This window comes from Ottowia thiooxydans (genome assembly GCF_040548795.1).
GTDB lineage: Bacteria > Pseudomonadota > Gammaproteobacteria > Burkholderiales > Burkholderiaceae_C > Ottowia > Ottowia thiooxydans_A.
Genome location: NZ_JBEPSH010000007.1, coordinates 297241 through 314031, shown reverse-complemented (window position 1 = coordinate 314031; position 16791 = coordinate 297241). Strand labels below are relative to the sequence as shown.

Sequence of the window (16791 nt, the reverse complement as noted above, 5' to 3'; positions counted from 1 at the left end):
CGCCATCAACCGGAGCTTTCTCATGAAGCTATTTATCTCGAAAATGGTCTTTGCGTTGGCCCTCCTCAGCTTTGGACAGGCAGGATTCACGCAGGCGGCCTACCCGTCCAAGCCGATCACTATGGTCGTTCCATTTGCTCCGGGCGGTACCGCAGACAACATTGGCCGGCTGCTGGCCAACCACATGTCGCAAGTCTTGGGCCAGACGGTCGCAGTGGAAAACAGGGGCGGAGCAGGGGGCAATATCGGATCTGCGTATGTGGCCAAGGCCGCGTTGCCCGATGGTTACACGATTCTGCTTGCGACGAACAGTCTTGCAACGAACGTGTCGCTCATGAAAATGTCCTTCGATCCCAGGCGAGATCTCGCTGCCGTCGCCGGCATCGCAGGCCTTCCCAATGTCATGATTGTTTCCAAGGACAGTCCTTTCAAATCGCTGGCTGACATCGTGGCTGCCGGCAAAGCGAATTCTCAATCGCTGAGTTATGGGTCCTCGGGGCCTGGCTCGGGAAGTCACCTTGCGAGTGAATTGTTCCGCGCGGCCTCAGGAACACCGATGCTGCATGTACCCTACAAGGGAAGCACAGCGGTTTACCCGGATCTGCTGTCGGGCCGAATTTCTTTTCTGTTCGACGTCTTCGGATCGGCGGCTCCAATGATCGAAGGTGGGTCCGTGCGCGCTCTCGCGATTTCATCACGTCAACGGTTGCCGTCGTTCCCCAATATCCCCACCGTCCAGGAGTCGGGATACCCTGGCTTTGTTGTCTTGAACTGGATTGGCTTCTTCGCGCCTGCTCACACCCCTGCGCCCGTGATCGCGAAAATCCAGTCTGCGGTGGAGCGCGCGCTCTTGCAGTCAGATGTCAAGACTGCCTTGTCCAAGATCGGAGCCGAAAGCGTTCCGGTGAATTCAGCGGAGTTCGGTGTCTATTTCAACGCGGACGTGGATCGGTGGGCGGGACTGGTCCGCAGTGGACGTGTTAAACCAAATGAGTGAAAACTTTGGCTATTCGATAAGCAGGTCCGTCGAACCGCTTCGGCGGCAAGTCGTGCTGGGAACCATAGGTCCGGAATTGGTCGATGCCCTGCATGAGTTGCCAAAAGGGAATATCCGGGAATCCTCCTACACCACAACTTTTTCTGAAACTGCGTGAAACGTTGATGTCGTTGCGGTGTTGACGGATCGTCCGGTTTCAACCGCATTTAGGCCAGTGATGCCTTGAGTCGCTCAATCGTTGCTGCGTCGAAACCTGCCTCAGTGAGGACCTCGGTCGTATGCTGTCCTCGCATGGGTGGGGGCATGTAATCGGTGCGAGCCCCTGATCCCAATTTGTTGGGAAGGCCGACGTTCCAGATCGTCCCTTCCGACGGGTGTTCGACTGTCGTCAACATTCCCACGTCGTCGATATGTGGGTCTTCCAGCAAGGTCTCCAGCGTGTGATAGGGCATTGCGGGCACGTTGGCATTCTCAAATATGCTGAGCCATTGCGCAGTCGTCCGCTCACGCAGTGCACCTAACCTGAATTCGAAGAAGGCTTGCACGTTTTTGAAACGTCCCGCGACCGTCGAAAAGCGGGGGTCGTCTTTCAACTCGGGTCGGCCCACCGCTTCAAAGAACGCATAAGCTTGCGCGTCGGTATTGGCCGAGATGCAGATATGGCCATCGAGTGTGGGCAACGGACGATTCTGAGGATCAAGGATTCGAGGGTCGCCTGTCCCTCCAAGAGACGGTTCAAAGCTCCGTAGGTACATGTGTTCCGCGAGCATGAATGCCGCCATGTTCTCGAACATGGGCACCTGGATCGAATCGCCCTGGCCTGTGCGCTCTCTCCTGTAGAGCGCCAAGAGAATCATTTGAATGGCAATCAAACCTACCGTGTGGTCGGCTGCCAGCACGGGGGCGTAAGAGGGCTGTCCGACCAATCTTTCCATGGCCCCAGCGACTCCGGAAGCTCCCTGGACAATAGTGTCGTAGGCAGGACGATCCGCGTAACGACCGCCTTGGCCGAAGCCGGCCAGCCAACAATGGATCAGACGAGGATTGGCTGCGCGCAACAACTCATCGGTCAGTCCTGCCCGCTCGAGAGCAGGACCCCGCATATTGAGTACGACGACATCCGCCTCAGCACACAGTACTTGCAAGGTGCGTCTAGCCTCTTGCGTCTTCAGGTCCAGAATAATCGACCGTTTGTTGCGATTGAAATGCAGAAATTTTGCAGAGGCATCGCCTGAGGGCGACTTACCGCCAAGCTTGCGAAGCAGATCCCCCTCCGGCGGTTCAATCTTGATTACATCTGCACCGTAGTCGGCCAGAAATTGCGTAGCAACAGGCCCAACAACGACCGAGGTGAGGTCGATGACGCGCACCCCTTCCAATGGACCGCCGCTCACGCGAGTTCTCCAAGTTCCAACTCCATGCGCATGACAGGAACACCCTGATCATTGAGCGCCCACGCTAGGATTTGCGACGTTCCTGTGAACGCAGCGCAGAGCGTGGCTTCACGATTCGCAAACAGCGTTTGAAGATTGCGCGAGCGCGACGCGAGGATCGGCCTATTGGTATGGGCTGCCACCATCTGCCACAGTTTGATCGTCGTAAGTCCACCGTTGACCACGAGTTCTGGATAGCCTTCGACGTCACGGGCGAAGGGCAGGTCATAGTGAATGCGGTGAGCGTTGAAGGTGATGGCCGAGTATCTGAACAGCATCGTCGCGTCAGGTCGGTATTTATCGGAAAAGTGGGGAGGCGGGAATGACTCAATGCGCTCTGGATGAGACGCCGACGAGCTTGGTGTGGTGCTGTCGGATGGGGTGTCAACCGCTTGGCGATACACGATGTCTTGTTCCTCTTTGACAAGCCGGCGATTGTTCGAATCCTTCAACTCGTGAGCCACGGTGACGAAGCACAGCGAACCGCTTCGGCCCGTCTTTGGCACGATGCTCTGAATGGTACTGGTGCGATAGACCTCCGCGCCGATCTGAATTGGACTGTCGAAGCCAACTCGCCTTCCTGCGAGCAGGCGACGAGGCCAAGGTATGGGAGGTAAAAATTCGCCTTTGGTCGGATGCCCGTCAGCGGCCAGCTTCGACTGAAGGTCAAAAGGTGAGAACAGTATTTGATACCAAAAGCCTGGAATTTCGCTACCGAAAGCTATGGAGGCGGTCGGTAAGTCCAGCATGGCCGCCAAGTGGCGAGCAGGTGCGAGCCCCACTACATCGTAGGCCTCTTGTGTGCGACCTATCCATTGGTCCATAGATATCTCTTGCATGGTTGGCTGTTTCCCTTCTGGCGTGGCACAGGGATTTTCCAGCGATGGCGTCGACAACAGAAGCGCATTTATTCGAATCGATATATGCATAAAACGCGATAATCCGTCATGCCCTCTCACTCCCATTTAGACATCCTCGGCGTTCAGGCCTTCGTGGCGATTGCAGAACTCGGAAGCTTTCGGGCCGCTGCAAATCACATGCACCTGTCAGAGTCCGCGTTAGGCAGGCGTCTTGCGAAATTGGAAAGTAGTCTCGGCATTCGACTTGTGACCCGCACGACGCGAACCCTCACGCTGTCTCAGGAAGGAGCGGTTTTTCTACCGCAAGCAAGGCGAGTTGTCCAGGAACTCGCGTCTTCGTTGGATAGCCTTCGTGTCGGGACGGGGCGCCGAGTCGGCACCCTCAAGATCGGTTGCCTTCCGACGATCGCCGCGTTGCGCATGCCCTCCTTGCTAAGGGCCTTCGCTAGAGACTATCCTGATGTGAGAGTTCAACTATTTGACCGCTCAGCTACCGAGATCCGTCGGGCCGTGCTCGAAGGCGAGGTCGACTTTGCAATCACGGTGCCGGGGGCGACCCACGCGAAGCTCGAAAGCGATAAGCTTTTTTCAGAGCCGATGGTGGCGGCATGCCCGTCCGGGCACAGGCTGGCGCGCAGGGCCAGCATCACATGGCAGGATCTGAGTGGCGAGCCGTTGATCAACATCGGCATGCTGAGCGCCAATCGGGCGCTGATCGAAGCTGCCATGCAAAAGAGCGCCTTGCGTCTTAACTGGGCCTACCAGGTCGAGCATCTGGCGACAGCCGTGTCCCTGGTTTCGGGTGGTGGCATCATCGCCATTGTTCCGGCCTCAGCTGTCGCGGAGCGATCGGACGACACTGTGCGGGTGCTAGCACTACGCAAGCCCGTGGTTCACAGAGAGATCGTCTTACTTCGGCGAAAGCTGCCTCAATCCGAAGCTGCCGATTTGTTCATTGAATTGTCCAAGGCAAGTCTGCGTGGCTAGTTAATTCAGCGGTGTTTGCCGACTGCACCACCCTTGACTTGTCACAGTATGACCATCAGGAAGTACCGCCAAATTGGTACCGTTGGCCAGAAGCGGCCATTTCACGCCTGAGAGGCTATACTCGCGGCCCCGCGATCTGCGTGATACGACAAGGCTAAATGAAAGCAAGACAATTGTTCATTGCTTCGCTAGGATCGTTGGTGTTGAGCCAACCATTGGCATCCTTAGCGCAAAGCAGCAACGGGAAAAATCTCTACATACAGAGATGCGCGATGTGCCACGGTGTCGATATCAAGGGCACGGGGCCATTGGCCAAGAAAAGCAACCCTCCAACGCCTGATCTCACAACGGCTGCTTTCAAAAAGCGACTCGATGAGTATCCAGGCGTCATTGTGTCGTCGGTGATACTTCGTCCGAACGGAGACCTGATTCCAAAAACACTGCGTGTTAACGGGGTGAAGCTGGCACCGCACGCCTGGACGGTTCAGGATTTTCGCGATTTGCATCAGTACATGAGTGGCGTGATCTCCAAAAGTCGGTGATTGCGTGCTGACCGTCTGACCGTTATGGGTCGACATGAGTCTGACGCTGAGACGCCCTCAGGTCGGCAGTTCAGGTCATTCTCTACAGAAAGCGAGGCCATCTTTTGGCTAGAGAACCAATAAAGCTTGGTGGGCGGACTGCTCAACCCATGGAAGACTTTGAGATCTACACACCGTCTGCCGATGAAGTTCGTTCCGGTGAGTTGGGGCGCCGGATGCGCCAGTTCAATTACCAGTTCGTTGGCGAATACGGCGAGGCGCAGCCCGTCTGGGTCAGTGCGAGGTCCGGTGAAGAATTGATCGGCGGTCTGCGAGGGTTCGTTTTCTTGAACTGGCTCCGAATCGATCTCCTGTTCGTGGATGAACGCGCCCGGCGGTCTGGTGTTGGTGCCAAGCTTCTTGAGTCAGCCGAAAAGCAGGCGATAGATTTGGGAGCAAAGTGTGCTGCCCTTGAGACGTTCGAATGGCAGGCACGCAACTTCTATCTCAAGCAGGGCTATGAAGAGTACGCACGCCTTGATGACTACATAAAAGGCTTTGGCTTGATTCACATGAAGAAGGAATTGGCCAAGTTACGAACGTCGAAGTGACCCCACTTCTAAGCAAGCGGCCATTCAATTTAATTGATCACTTGGGTGCGCGGACGCTCCATGGCAATCGTTGAAGATGTGAAACCTAATTTGGCAAAAAATTCTGCAGCGCCAACTCTTCCCGCCCGAAGGACCCAAGTAATCTCATGGGCAGGTTCAATGAGAGCTTCGACCAGCGTCCGTCCAATCCCCTGGCCTCGATGCAGCTCGGCGACTGCAACCATGGACACGTAGCCGTTGGAAAGGCCGTCCGTAATTCCTCTCACAAAGCCCACTATCTCGTTGTTGATTTCTGCAACCACTGCGCGTTGGGAGGCGGAAATCAATCGACTAAGGTGGTTAACGTCGCCCAATCGATGTCCCCAGCCGCATGCCGACAGCAGGCTGTGGATTGCTTGAATGTCCGCAGTTTCAGCGTTTCGAATCTGCATGATTACCCCGTGTTTAGTGGAACGTTTTGCACATGGCAAATATCTGCTTTTGGCCGACAGCTGAAGTCTAGCCTCCAGGCACGTCTGCTGACCTCAGCCAATGCGGCGTGGGCCTGCTCGCGGAATAGTAAATCCGAAGCACCTCAAACTGCTGTGGGGTTGGAGCGACCTGTAGGCGCATGTTGCACCAACCTCCAACGCGAACTCAGGTCTTTCGCAGCGAACGATAGAAAGCCAGTCCAGACTCCAGATGAGGGCCGAATGCGAATCCGCGCTGGATCATCTGGTCAAGCTCTGGCTGCTGGATCTCGATCACGTAGCTTTTGGCGGTTCCCACCACGCGTGTGTCGCCGACTCCCAGCGCCTGCATGTCGCGCCCTCCGTACCACTTGGCGGGGTCAGCGTGACCTGCCTTGAAGGTCTTGCCTGCATGTTCGATTTGCCAGCCACCATCGAGCAACACCCAGAAGCTGTTGGCCCCGCGCGAGCTACTGGCTATGACAGCACCGGGCTCCGTGGCCCATTCACGCGAGTGGTCGATCACCCATTGCAGTTGCTCACGCGTCAGCGCCTTGAAGAACGGCACTTTGGCCAGCAGGTTCAGATAGGTGACCGAAGCAGCCATGCCCGGTCCCGGTGGAGGGGCCGAAGCCTTTTGCGCGCACGCGCCGAGTGGCAGGGAAGTAGCCATCAGCAGCAACCCTCTTCTGTGAATCGCATGGGACATGTTTTCTCCTCGTGGTGTATCTGCGCCATGAAAATCCGCCTTTCCAAAGAGCGTGCTCAGGTTCTATGCGATGGCCTGTGCTCGCTCAGGCTTGGAAAGCCTCCGCTTGGGCTTGCCCGTTAGCATGGCCTCGGTGTTACCCAGTTTATTGATCCGGATCCAGGTTGGCTTTTGTTTTTGGGAAGACTATTTTGTTTAAGGTAGGCGCCCTGATGCACAACTCGTTGCCACTGGCAGCACGGCCCTTATACGAACCCCGGAAACAACGAAGCCCAGCGGCTTAGGTTGGGCTTTGGCGCTCCTTCCAAGCGAAGGTCAGACGTTGGGCCCTCTACATAGTCGGGCGGTTGATGCGCATTGTGGGCTTCAGATTTCCCATACATCGTTAGGCCTTCGCAATTCACGCTCTATATACCGTTTCGTAGCCGTTGCCTCTGCCGCTCAGCCAGCGCAAGTCCGTCTTGCCCTGGGCCTGAAGATACTCCGATGCTGAGAGGAACAGCGCTTGCGACATGTCACGGTCAACCAGCAACCTGGATTTGCCGCGAAACTCAATACCCAGGAAGTGAGCCTCGCCCGGCTGGTCGACGTAGCTGCGCGCGGTGAGACAGCGCACGCCGTCACTGAAACGATAGATATCGTATTCGTAGTGGTATTCGTGCATACCTGCCTCATCCGGTTCGCTTGCATCGACGTGATGGGTACGCTCGACATGCATGGCATGGGGTCTGGCACACCGCAATCTGAGGAACTTCGAAATAAGCTGGCTGATGACGGACACTGTGTCCCCCAAAAAAGTGAGTCTCATAATACGCTTGGCGTCAGGCTGGTTGCTCTTTCATGCAGGTCCAAGACGGCGATGAAAATCGGCATCTCTATCAGATCTCTGGATCCGAGCTACCCGTGCCTTCGCCGCCGAGACAAGTACTTCGGAGACCGGATGCTTTGGGCCCGAAGCGGCCAAAGCGCTGACCGATTTCAAGGCCGTAAAGCGGTCGCTAACTTTTTGATATGAAGGGTGACTAAAAGGCGCAGCCTTTTAGTGATCCCCTCGATGGAAGGGTTAGACCGCACTCGGGTGGCTAAGCCTTGGTGGCACTGGTGACAAGCTTTAGCCCAAGCCCGAACATAACAAGACCGGCCGCTCGATCAACCCAGGACTTGTACGAAAGATAGGCCTGTTGAGGCTTCGGACTGGACAGAAGCAGCGCAACCAGCGAATACCACCCAGCCTCAACCAAGAAAACCATAAGCAGCAGAGATGCGGCAAATGAGAACGAGAAATGCGGCGGCAAGAACGCGGCGAAAACACTGGCGTAGACAATTGCGGTCTTTGGGTTGCTGACCTGGGTGGTAAGGCCGAGCCAGAACGACTTGACCGACGTTGTTTTCCCTTGTGTGCCAGCTGCGGTAGTCAGTGGATGCGACGCAGACCTGAAGATCAGAAACCCCAGGTAGCACAGGTACAGACCACCGAGAACTTTGAGCGCAATATACAGCGCGGGTACAGCATGGAAGATGCCTTGCAGCCCTAGCAGTGCTGCGGCGCCAAAGAACATGCCACCTGCGCCCATGCCAAGAGAAGCACCAAGCGCCCGAGATCTCGATGACGAGACTGCCATTCGGGCAACCATGACGAAGCTGGGGCCGAGGCTAATGACGCCGACGGTCAAGGCCGTAAGAATACCGGCAAGGGCGGTGAGTTCGTGCATTCGAGGACTCCGGAAGGTAATGTTTGTGAGGTCTAACGTTTGAGAGTGTGCCAAGGCCTGCGGGGGCATGTCAGCTCGATGGAAGGGTCGGACTGCAACGTCCCCAACTTTACTGGTTCTCTAGCCAAAAGATGGCCTCGCTTTCGGTCGAGAACGACCTGAACTGCCGACCTGTGCGCGCCTCAGCGACATACTCCCGAAAGCGCTCGTTGAGGATTTCGTGCTCCCCAAATACGCCCGCAATGCGGAATCGGTAGTTCACCAGCTTCTGGATGAACTCGCCAGCGAAGCGCGTTTGAAGGTCGAAGAACTCCGGTGGTAGTTGCTTTCCACGAAGAAGAATTTTGCTGGAGTCGTTCTCGTAGCTAGACGAGACAATATCAAGTGCTTCTTGCAGCGACGAAATTGTGCCGACTAGTTCGAGGATTGGCGTGTTCGTGTTTGGAAATAGTCGAATCTCCATCTTTGCCTCCTGGCGCCTAACGTGATGTGTCTCGCATCGTCCATCTTATCCCACAGGTTTTGCGGGATACATTACGCTAGACCTTATGACCGAACACTCTCGCGAAGTTGCCAGTGATGAACTGATTTACCATGCCGAGACCGAACTGGGCATCACATTCCCGGAAGAGCTGAAATCAATTTGGCGCACACATAACTGCAATGAACTCTCAGGCGGCTGGATCTTCTACCCCATATTCAATCCTGCCAACCCAAGAAAAACAGCTGGAGCTATTACATACGAGAATTTGCGTGGTGCTTGGGGAAAGCATATCCGCGATCTGGGGTTGCTAGCTCTTGCGTCAAATGGGACGGGAAATCATCTGGTAGCACGAGTCGTTGATGGTTATGTGGAGCCAAAGATTCTTCACTGGCACCATGAGACTGGGCGGCTGACACACTGGAAGCCAGGGATTCCGGCAGTCATGCGATCTGCACAGAAATCGGCAGATTCTCTTGCAAAAATTAGGGACAAATTCGTGCTGAATAAGGCCTAACTCAGGCGTTAGGCAGCACAGAGGCACCGCGCGAATGAACAAAGCTCAGTTCATGAATCGGGGCGAGCAGTTCCTCGTCATCCATGAATCCACGCGCTATGAAGGCGAGTGCGTGTGGTCGCGGGAAGAAGTTCCACGCCTTAGGACGTCGCCATCTTGCGGAGGCCGTCACTGATCTTTTCCGCGACCATAAGAACGGGCAGATTGGTGTTCGCACTGGGCAGGGTAGGTATGACAGAAGCATCGGCCACCCACACGTTTGCGAGCGCTACAACCTTGCCGTGCGCGTCGGCCACGGTGTCAGGCGAATCCGGATGCCCCATTTTGCAGGTCCCACTCACGTGCCACATACTGAAGGTCTGCGCGCGAAGAAACTTCTGCATCGTTTCGCTGCAGGTGAGCAGTTCCCGGATGGACCACCCGCCGTTGACTGCGTGGCGCAGCAGCAGCGGGCGCAGTCGCCCAGCGGCATCGACCACGGTCGCAGCAACTCGCGCCAGAGCCGCATTAGAAGGTGTGATTCGCGACAATGCCTTAGCCCTTGGCGACAGCGCCAGCGGCATCGCTCCTTCTAGATGTGCGAAAGGCATCGACTGCGCGATGCCAGCGAGCCGGTGAACGCCGTCAGCCATGCGCATTGCATCGCGCTCGTCGCCCAACAAGTTGAGGTCGACTTCGGGCGCCACGTTCGGGTCCATCGACGCCAACCGGACTTGACCGCGAGCGTACGGACGGTTGCACCAAAGGAAGTAGGTGGCCAACCGAGCTCCCATCGCGTGCCAAGCTGCCCGGCCCGAGCTGGCAACATACATGTCCGAGTCTTCGCCAGCATCAAAGCCTGACGAATAACGCAGGCCAAGCAGGCTTGCGCGCACAGGCGGCGCAGGGGCGCGGAGTCCCCGCGGCAGGTATTGACACAATGCGATTCCCGGATGGTCTTGTAGCCTGCGGCCAATCGCAGGTACGTTGGCAACCATTTGCGCACCTAGCGGCAGCAGCTCCTCGGCAGGCCCAACACCCGAGCGAAGCAACAGCGCGGGCGTATGGAGCGCACCAGCAGTGAGCACGAAGCGCCGTCCTCGCACGCTGAACACAGGCCGCGCCTCGAACGAAACCTGGACGGACGTGGCGACCCGGTCATCGAATGCGATCCGGTCGACGCGATGGCCAGTGAGGATCTGGAGGTTCTTTCGACGGCGCACGTTCGCGTCTAGGTACGCCATCGCAGCCGTCACCCGGTGGTCGTCCTCATTAGAAATAGCGGGAGAGAAGAAACCGTCGCCGAACTCGCCGTTCTGGTCGTGTAGTTCTTCGAATCCGGCATTCAGGTAGGCCTTGCGCAGCGCCAGCGAAAAGCCGTTCCACTGCGCCGGCGGGATGCGGCGCACGGGGACCGGACCTGCATCGCCATGCAATGGTCCGCCAAAGTCCAGGTCGCGCTCGAGTTTTCGGAAATAGGGGAGAACGTCGTCCCACCCCCAGCCCACAAGCCCTGATGCGCACCAGTCGTCGTAGTCGCGTGGCAGCCCGCGGTTGGCGGCTTGTGCGTTCACGGTGGAGCCCCCTCCCAGTACCCGGCCTTGCTCGTACGGTACTGAAGCCCTTCCGGCAGCGGGACGAACGCGCAACCCGGGCCAGAGCCACCTGTCGCCGCGGAAAGTGGCCAACGGGAAGCTGCTAAGAATGTCCGGGTCGACCTGGCCGGGCGGCATATCCTCGCCAGCCTCAATAAGCAGCACGGAAGTCGAGGGGTCTTCCGACAGCCTGCTGGCCAGTACGCAGCCGGCCGAGCCGCCGCCGACAATCACCACATCGAAGGTGGCGCCGTCGGCAATACCAACTGAAGGTGCAGCATTCACGCCGCGTCCTCGCGGTAGATGTGGCGTGTCTGCAGGAACAGGTCGAGCCCATCCACGCCGTGTTGTAGACCAAAGCCGCTATCGCGCAGGCCACCCATTTCGACCTCCGGAAGGACGACGTTGTGCGTGTTGATCCACACCGTTCCTGCGCGAACGCGCTGCGCTACGGCCTGAGCATGGCCCACGTCTCGGCTCCAAACGCTGGCCGCCAGGCCGAAGGGGTGGAAGTTGGCACGGTGAATCGCGTCCTGTGCGTCGGTGAAGGTCTCGAAGTTAAGCAGCGGTCCAAACACCTCCTCGCCCGCGCCCGGCGCGCTCAGGTCTTGCACGGCAATGAGGCCGGGTCGCAGGAAAGCGCCGCGCTCGTCCTGACCCGGCGGACGACGAACTGGGAGCAACACGTCGCCATAGTGCGAGGCTTCATCGCACAGCCTTTCCATTCTTTCACAGGACGCATGGTCGATCAGCGGGCCCATCTGGGTGGCAGGATCGAACCCGTCGCCCACGACGATCGAATCCAGGGACTCAGTGAGTGCATCGCGGAAGGCATCGGCAATCCTGACGTCGACCAGCACCCTCGAAGCCGCAGTGCACAGCTGCCCCGCGAGGGCGGTTGCCGCGCGCGCAACCGATGTCGCAGTGGCGCGAACGTCCACATCACCGAATACGATGCAAGGTGCCTTGCCACCCAGCTCCAGGCACAGTCGTTTGAGAGTCTGCGCACCATCGGCCATGATCTGCCGTCCGACTGAGGTAGAGCCGGTGTAGGCTAGTACGTCCACGCTCGGTGACCTTACCAGGGTTTGTGCCCCCGCATGCCCACTCTCAGAGAAACTGTTGACCACACCATGTGGAAGTTCATCAACGGCCGCAAGACACTCCATCATGGCCGTGTGCACCAGAGCGGTCTGTCTTGCGCCTTTGACGACGACGGTGCACCCGGCGGCTAAGGCTGGCGCCAGCGAACGCACCAGCAAGATGGCCGGCGCGTTCCAAGGCGTGATGACGGCTGCTACCCCCGACGCCTCGCGCTGCAGAAGGCTGTGGACGCCTGGCGAGGTTTGCAGCGAGCGGCCGGCGATCTGTCGCGTGAGCCCGGCGTAGTATTCCAACTCGCTGATGCAGTTTCGGATTTCCGCTTGCGCGACTGCCAGCGGCTTTCCGTTCTCAGCCGTCAGAAGGCGTGCAAGACCGTCCGCGCGGGCTGCGATATTCGCAGCGAAGCGCAGCAGCACTTGGGCGCGTAGACGAGGCGAACTACTCCATTGGGTGGTGTCGAACGTATGGCGCGCCGCATCAATCGCCGATTGGACCTGGCGAACATCCGCATCCGCAGCGTGGCCGAGGATGTTTCCATTCGCGGGATTGACGCTCGAAAAAACGGCACCATTGCGATGCTCAAGCCATTCGCCGCCTATCCATTGACGCCCCAGAGTCTCAACTTTTTCTGCCTTCATGAATCACCTTTTTTTATGTTGGGACCACAGAGTGCATCCTGGCCCCAGCGCCTCTCATTGCGGCTGCAGCTTGATCGCATCGGCGATGCTTCTGAACTTATCCGCCTCGGATGTGTACAGCTTCTGTGCATCAAGCAGAGACGTTGTAGCTGTGCCAAGGAACCCCGCCGCGGCCAAGCCCTTGCGCACATCGGGTTGACGCAGCGCCTCGGCGAGTGCGGCGTTAATCCGCTGCACGACCGGCTCGGGCGTGCTTTTGGACACCACGGGTCCGACCCAGATGCTGTAGACGAAGTCTTTGAGCACCTTGCTTTCATTGACAGTCGGCCAATCGGCCCAGCGAGCGCTGCGGGCGGCACTGGTCAGGCCGAAGAACTTGACCCTGCCGGTTTCGATCAAGCCCTGCACCGGGCCCGCCAAAGGCGTGAAGGCGAAATCGATCTGACCGCTGGCCACATCCTGCACCAGCGGAGCCGCCCCTTTGTAGGGGATGTGGTTGAGCCGGACGCCTGTCTTCGCGCCAAAGGCCTCGGTGGCCAGGTGATTGATGGAGCCGCTGCCCATGCTGCCGTAGCTCAAGGAGCGTGCTGCATTCGCTTTGGCGTAAGCGATCAATTCGTCCACTGTGCCGGCCGGAAAATCGGGGCGTGCGATCAGCACATAGGGTAGCTCGCCCACCGTACCCACAAGCCGGAAGTCGTCCGCCTTGTATTTGACCGCAGACAGGCCCAGCGGCGCCAGGATGACTTCGTTGGGTGAGCCCATCAAAATCTGGCTGCCATCTATGGCGCGCAGCACTTTGGTCGCTCCAATCGAGCCGCCTGCGCCAGCCAGGTTTTCAACGATGGTGGTCTTTCCCAGGGTGGATTCAAACACTGGCCGGATCAGCCGGGCCGCCGAGTCGGCAGGGCCGCCCGGTGCATACGGCACCACAATGGAGAACTGATTGGGCGCGCTTTGGGCCATAGCGAGTGTGGTGCCGGCGACGAGGCCAATGAGGGCTGCACCACGCAAGACGCGCAGCCGGATAGATGAGGTTGTGAGCATGCGGTTTTCCTGGATGCCGGGGTGATGTCCGGGTAGGGGCGAATTTTGTCCGCCGTCCCGACAGGGGACAAGTAGAATTCTCAAATGGTGCGAATCGGCACCGACATCGCAGAGCGAAGGCGTGCCATGACCGTGATTACCAAGGTCCTTCAGGTGTTGCAACACTTCCGCGACGGCCCTGCGCGCCTCACGGCCAGGGAGGTGGCGGAGTTCCTCGGCGTGTCGCTTGCTACCGCCTACCGTTACCTCGCCGACTTGGAAGACGCAGGGCTGGTCGAGCGGGCATCGCTCAACGAGTATGTGCTCGGGTCCACCATTGTTGAATTAGACCGCGTCATCAGACTCAATGACCCGCTTCTGGCCGCGGCAGGCGAGATCATGGACAGCCTATCCGAACGCACCGGCGCAACGGTTCTGCTGTCTCGGCTGCATGGGCTCAAGGTCGTTTGCATTCGCGAGGTACGAGGGACATCGGCGCCGGCAGCTGCCTGCTACGAGCGCGGACGTGCGATGCCGCTGTTCCAAGGCGCGACCTCAAAGGCAATCATGGCCCATCTAACCCTGGACCAGTTGGAAAAGGTCGCCCAGCAGCATGCGCACGAGCTACACGCAGCGAGCCTGCCAACTTCGCGAGAAGCCTTGGGTAGGGCCATGGCGGGGTTGCGTACTTCCGGCGTGTGTTTCACCTGCAACGAAGTCAGCCCCGGTACGCAGGCCTGGGCTGTCCCCATTCACCACGGCAAGAAGCTGCTGGGGAGCATGAGCTTGGTCTACGCGTCGCCCGGTGGCCCTGCTGTCCCTAAGGCAGCTGTCGACTCACTTGTTCGCGCGGGTTTGCGTGTGGAGGGGCGACTAGTGCCGCAGAGAACCACCTCGTAGCTCAGGCGGCAATGTGCACCGTCCTGAAGACACCTCAGCTTCAGGCTTGAGCGATGGTTTTCGAGATGGCGTGTGCGCCATTTTTCACCGATTCGATGAATGCTGCCTTGTCAAGTCGTTTCAGCTCCAAGACGAGGCTCAATCCGGCAATCACTTGCCCGTTAACAAAAACCGGGGCAAGGGCCTGCGGGTTGGCACGGTCTGCATTTCGTCAGGCCTCACAAACTAGTTACATCCTGCCATGAAACAACTTCCAAATCTTATTGCGTCCATTGCTCCTGTCGCTGAACGGTATCTAACGCTTCTGCGTGTCCATCCCACAAAGACATACAACTACGCAAGGCGAGGTTTCTACAGCCTCCCTGTAATTGAAGTCGAACAACTCGGTCCAAAGTGCAAGATCGGCGAGTCATGGCTCTATTTTGCAGTGCCTGCAGATACAAATCTCTCTGCCATACCCGCTGGCCATCGTCTCTATGTCGGGGCTCAAACCCAGGATCGTATGTTTCGAGGGGACGGCCTCGGCGGAACGAACTATCACCACGCTGAAATGCGGTACGGCAACGGAACGGATACGCCTTTGACATTTCTGAGCGCTGGCAGGAAGATTGCCATCTTTCGAGCACGCTCCGAGCGAATTGCTGCAGTTGTTGCGAGCGATCAGGCGCTAGCTCCACTTCGCGTCCTTGTGGCGCAACCACGAACCGCGAAGAAGCACCTCGGCTGGTGGTTCGAGCAGTACGTTCTTTACTCTGAGGCGAGGCAGTGGAGTTGGAACACAGCAACGGCAGACAAGTCGCTCCATGGGCTATTCTCCTTATGAACAAAAGTGCAGCCAAACCTATCGTTCGAGCGAGCATGTATCGGCATCCCCTGCCTGGCTCTCATTTCATTCTTGGCCGAGCGCGTCCCACCGGCGCTTGCCTCTATACACAAAAGTTAGCCTTCACGCAAGCACCTAGCAATCCCTGCATAGTTTTCCACGTGCCGAGGCTCGGATGATCGGCCTGATAGTCATTGGGTTACTGATCACGTGGTTGGTCATAACGGGCATGATTACGGCAGGGATTGTTCGAGAGATCCGCATTCCCGGTGCGTCGTTGCTGGGCGTGCTCATATTTCCAGTTGTGGCTGCACTCCCATTTTCTGATGAGATCATAGGTCGATGGCAGTTTCAACGACTTTGTAAAGCAGAGGCCAAAGTATGGGTTGCACCTGACGCGAGAAATGTCGTGGCAGCGCGAAGAGGAGACTCGTACACCAGTGAATTGGTTGGTTATGTGATCCCTGTGAGAGAACAAGGTGTGGCCTATATCGACGCAGACACCGGAAAGCCGTTCTACTCTTACAAGACATTTCACACTCCCGGCGGGGTTGTCATGCAATTGGGGCTCAATATGGGAAGCAGTTCGTCGTGCAGGCCTGATAAATGGACGTCGCGGGAGAACGGTTTCGACATAGATGAACTGATGCGGCGAGGAAAAAATTGAGGCTTAACACGTCGCTCGACGCAGAAACGCAATCGCAGGCTGTCGCTTCTCCCGGACGCAGATGGCAGTTTCTGGCCGACAGCCGAAGTCTAGCCTTCAGGTAAGTCTGCTGACCTTAGCCAATTGGGCGTGGGCCTGATTGCGGATCAATAAACCCGCAGCACCTCAAACTGCTGTCGACTTGGACCGACCTGAATCCACACCTCATCACCCTCGAATTTACCCAGCATAGCTCTGCCCAAAGGGGCTTCGCTGCTGATGACCTGAACGAGCTGAGCGCCGCTGACCAACTTCATGCTGCCCCCATCCGGCCCGAGAAAGAGCTGTTGCTGCTTGTCGTCGGAATCAACCAGGCAGACGAGCGCGCCGAGCTGAATACCTTTGCTGGCATCGTAGGGGTGTGGACGGAATTGGCGCCAAGTTGCCATCGCCTGACGGATACCTTCGGCGCGCCGAGCCTGGCCGGTGGCCAGGTAGGCGGCTTCGAGTCCCAGTGTGTCGTATTTGTTTTCGGCGATGTTTTCTTCGTGAGTCGCCGCTTCATGGGACGTCCGCACTGCCTGTTCAACTTGCAGCAGGTCTTCGGCGAGCCGCTCAAGCACCTGCAGCTGCAGCAAGAATTTATCCATGGTGAAAGTTTGGCATATCGAACAAGCGGGAGCAGGTTTTGATTATGAAGGGCTTCACCAGCCTTAGGCGCTTCTGTTGGCTGTAGGCTAACTTTAGCCATGGGCACTGCGCTAGCGCGCATTTCGATGTATCCAACGGAAGGAGCTGGTAGA

General features: G+C 57.8%; 18 protein-coding genes. 7 read left to right on the top strand and 11 right to left on the bottom strand.

Annotated elements, in window-relative coordinates; translation table 11 throughout:
- Positions 1-22 precede the first annotated feature (22 nt).
- Positions 23-997: a Bug family tripartite tricarboxylate transporter substrate binding protein gene (locus ABIE13_RS18515; RefSeq protein ID WP_354446129.1), complete on the top strand. Its 975-nt coding sequence runs from the start codon at positions 23-25 to the stop codon at positions 995-997.
- 206 nt (positions 998-1203) lie between these two features.
- Here the strand turns inward: ABIE13_RS18515 and ABIE13_RS18510 are convergent, their stop codons facing one another.
- Together ABIE13_RS18510 and ABIE13_RS18505 are read right to left on the bottom strand one after the other, a co-directional pair.
- Positions 1204-2391 (bottom strand): CaiB/BaiF CoA transferase family protein, encoded by a 1188-nt coding sequence (locus tag ABIE13_RS18510; protein WP_354446127.1) that lies wholly within the window; start codon positions 2389-2391, stop codon positions 1204-1206.
- Entirely contained in the window at positions 2388-3254 is an 867-nt protein-coding gene (locus tag ABIE13_RS18505; protein ID WP_354446125.1) for an FAS1-like dehydratase domain-containing protein, read from the bottom strand. Before ABIE13_RS18505 ends, ABIE13_RS18510 begins: the two co-directional genes overlap by 4 nt.
- Positions 3255-3377: 123 nt before the next feature.
- On the opposite strand from ABIE13_RS18505, the gene ABIE13_RS18500 reads away from it, so the two are divergent.
- The 3 genes from ABIE13_RS18500 (at position 3378) to ABIE13_RS18490 (ending at position 5409) form a co-directional block, all read left to right on the top strand.
- Positions 3378-4277, top strand: a complete 900-nt coding sequence (locus ABIE13_RS18500) for a LysR family transcriptional regulator (RefSeq protein WP_354446123.1) — start codon at positions 3378-3380, stop codon at positions 4275-4277.
- A gap of 158 nt (positions 4278-4435) precedes the next feature.
- Positions 4436-4819 (top strand): c-type cytochrome, encoded by a 384-nt coding sequence (locus tag ABIE13_RS18495; protein WP_354446121.1) that lies wholly within the window; start codon positions 4436-4438, stop codon positions 4817-4819.
- A gap of 149 nt (positions 4820-4968) precedes the next feature.
- Positions 4969-5409 (top strand): GNAT family N-acetyltransferase, encoded by a 441-nt coding sequence (locus ABIE13_RS18490; protein ID WP_354446119.1) that lies wholly within the window; start codon positions 4969-4971, stop codon positions 5407-5409.
- A gap of 29 nt (positions 5410-5438) precedes the next feature.
- On the opposite strand, the gene ABIE13_RS18485 is transcribed toward ABIE13_RS18490, so the two are convergent.
- The 5 genes from ABIE13_RS18485 to ABIE13_RS18465 form a co-directional block, all read right to left on the bottom strand.
- A complete protein-coding gene (locus tag ABIE13_RS18485) occupies positions 5439-5840 on the bottom strand; it encodes a GNAT family N-acetyltransferase (RefSeq protein ID WP_354446117.1) in 402 nt (133 codons plus the stop codon).
- Positions 5841-6045: 205 nt separating this feature from the next.
- The gene (locus ABIE13_RS18480; RefSeq protein ID WP_354446115.1) at positions 6046-6567 is read right to left on the bottom strand and encodes a hypothetical protein; all 522 of its coding nucleotides are present in this window, start codon (positions 6565-6567) and stop codon (positions 6046-6048) included.
- A 400-nt stretch (positions 6568-6967) separates the two neighbouring features.
- Complete coding sequence (locus ABIE13_RS18475; RefSeq protein ID WP_354446114.1) at positions 6968-7285, bottom strand: hypothetical protein; 318 nt, start codon at positions 7283-7285, stop codon at positions 6968-6970.
- Between the two features lie 364 nt (positions 7286-7649).
- The gene (locus ABIE13_RS18470; RefSeq protein ID WP_354446112.1) at positions 7650-8279 is read right to left on the bottom strand and encodes a LysE family translocator; all 630 of its coding nucleotides are present in this window, start codon (positions 8277-8279) and stop codon (positions 7650-7652) included.
- A 109-nt stretch (positions 8280-8388) separates the two neighbouring features.
- Positions 8389-8742, bottom strand: a complete 354-nt coding sequence (locus ABIE13_RS18465; RefSeq protein ID WP_354446110.1) for a DUF4180 domain-containing protein — start codon at positions 8740-8742, stop codon at positions 8389-8391.
- 85 nt (positions 8743-8827) lie between these two features.
- Here ABIE13_RS18465 and ABIE13_RS18460 point away from each other — a divergent pair, with 85 nt between their 5' ends.
- Positions 8828-9277 (top strand): SMI1/KNR4 family protein, encoded by a 450-nt coding sequence (locus ABIE13_RS18460; protein ID WP_354446108.1) that lies wholly within the window; start codon positions 8828-8830, stop codon positions 9275-9277.
- 140 nt (positions 9278-9417) lie between these two features.
- On the opposite strand, the gene ABIE13_RS18455 is transcribed toward ABIE13_RS18460, so the two are convergent.
- The 3 genes from ABIE13_RS18455 to ABIE13_RS18445 are packed head-to-tail and all read right to left on the bottom strand — an operon-like array spanning position 9418 to position 13640.
- Positions 9418-11136: a GMC family oxidoreductase gene (locus ABIE13_RS18455; RefSeq protein WP_354446106.1), complete on the bottom strand. Its 1719-nt coding sequence runs from the start codon at positions 11134-11136 to the stop codon at positions 9418-9420.
- Complete coding sequence (locus ABIE13_RS18450; protein ID WP_354446104.1) at positions 11133-12593, bottom strand: aldehyde dehydrogenase family protein; 1461 nt, start codon at positions 12591-12593, stop codon at positions 11133-11135. Before ABIE13_RS18450 ends, ABIE13_RS18455 begins: the two co-directional genes overlap by 4 nt.
- A gap of 54 nt (positions 12594-12647) precedes the next feature.
- The gene (locus ABIE13_RS18445) at positions 12648-13640 is read right to left on the bottom strand and encodes a Bug family tripartite tricarboxylate transporter substrate binding protein (RefSeq protein WP_354446102.1); all 993 of its coding nucleotides are present in this window, start codon (positions 13638-13640) and stop codon (positions 12648-12650) included.
- An 84-nt stretch (positions 13641-13724) separates the two neighbouring features.
- Between ABIE13_RS18445 and ABIE13_RS18440 the strand changes: the two genes are divergently transcribed.
- Both ABIE13_RS18440 and ABIE13_RS18435 read left to right on the top strand, forming a co-directional pair.
- Positions 13725-14519: an IclR family transcriptional regulator gene (locus tag ABIE13_RS18440; protein WP_354446100.1), complete on the top strand. Its 795-nt coding sequence runs from the start codon at positions 13725-13727 to the stop codon at positions 14517-14519.
- Between the two features lie 998 nt (positions 14520-15517).
- Entirely contained in the window at positions 15518-16009 is a 492-nt protein-coding gene (locus tag ABIE13_RS18435) for a hypothetical protein (protein ID WP_354446098.1), read from the top strand.
- A gap of 146 nt (positions 16010-16155) precedes the next feature.
- Here ABIE13_RS18435 and ABIE13_RS18430 read toward each other — a convergent pair whose 3' ends face one another.
- Positions 16156-16638, bottom strand: coding sequence for a GreA/GreB family elongation factor (locus ABIE13_RS18430; RefSeq protein WP_354446096.1), 483 nt, complete (start codon positions 16636-16638; stop codon positions 16156-16158).
- Positions 16639-16791: the final 153 nt, after the last annotated feature.

Excerpts from the sequence above, each read along its gene's own strand:
- ABIE13_RS18515 (WP_354446129.1), top strand. The coding sequence starts at position 23 with ATGAAGCTATTTATCTCGAAAATGGTCTTTGCGTTGGCCCTCCTCAGC.
- ABIE13_RS18505 (WP_354446125.1), bottom strand. The coding sequence starts at position 3,254 with ATGGACCAATGGATAGGTCGCACACAAGAGGCCTACGATGTAGTGGGG.
- ABIE13_RS18500 (WP_354446123.1), top strand. The coding sequence starts at position 3,378 with ATGCCCTCTCACTCCCATTTAGACATCCTCGGCGTTCAGGCCTTCGTG.
- ABIE13_RS18495 (WP_354446121.1), top strand. The coding sequence starts at position 4,436 with ATGAAAGCAAGACAATTGTTCATTGCTTCGCTAGGATCGTTGGTGTTG.
- ABIE13_RS18490 (WP_354446119.1), top strand. The coding sequence starts at position 4,969 with ATGGAAGACTTTGAGATCTACACACCGTCTGCCGATGAAGTTCGTTCC.
- ABIE13_RS18485 (WP_354446117.1), bottom strand. The coding sequence starts at position 5,840 with ATGCAGATTCGAAACGCTGAAACTGCGGACATTCAAGCAATCCACAGC.
- ABIE13_RS18480 (WP_354446115.1), bottom strand. The coding sequence starts at position 6,567 with ATGTCCCATGCGATTCACAGAAGAGGGTTGCTGCTGATGGCTACTTCC.
- ABIE13_RS18475 (WP_354446114.1), bottom strand. The coding sequence starts at position 7,285 with ATGCATGTCGAGCGTACCCATCACGTCGATGCAAGCGAACCGGATGAG.
- ABIE13_RS18470 (WP_354446112.1), bottom strand. The coding sequence starts at position 8,279 with ATGCACGAACTCACCGCCCTTGCCGGTATTCTTACGGCCTTGACCGTC.
- ABIE13_RS18465 (WP_354446110.1), bottom strand. The coding sequence starts at position 8,742 with ATGGAGATTCGACTATTTCCAAACACGAACACGCCAATCCTCGAACTA.
- ABIE13_RS18460 (WP_354446108.1), top strand. The coding sequence starts at position 8,828 with ATGACCGAACACTCTCGCGAAGTTGCCAGTGATGAACTGATTTACCAT.
- ABIE13_RS18450 (WP_354446104.1), bottom strand. The coding sequence starts at position 12,593 with ATGAAGGCAGAAAAAGTTGAGACTCTGGGGCGTCAATGGATAGGCGGC.
- ABIE13_RS18445 (WP_354446102.1), bottom strand. The coding sequence starts at position 13,640 with ATGCTCACAACCTCATCTATCCGGCTGCGCGTCTTGCGTGGTGCAGCC.
- ABIE13_RS18440 (WP_354446100.1), top strand. The coding sequence starts at position 13,725 with ATGGTGCGAATCGGCACCGACATCGCAGAGCGAAGGCGTGCCATGACC.
- ABIE13_RS18435 (WP_354446098.1), top strand. The coding sequence starts at position 15,518 with ATGATCGGCCTGATAGTCATTGGGTTACTGATCACGTGGTTGGTCATA.
- ABIE13_RS18430 (WP_354446096.1), bottom strand. The coding sequence starts at position 16,638 with ATGGATAAATTCTTGCTGCAGCTGCAGGTGCTTGAGCGGCTCGCCGAA.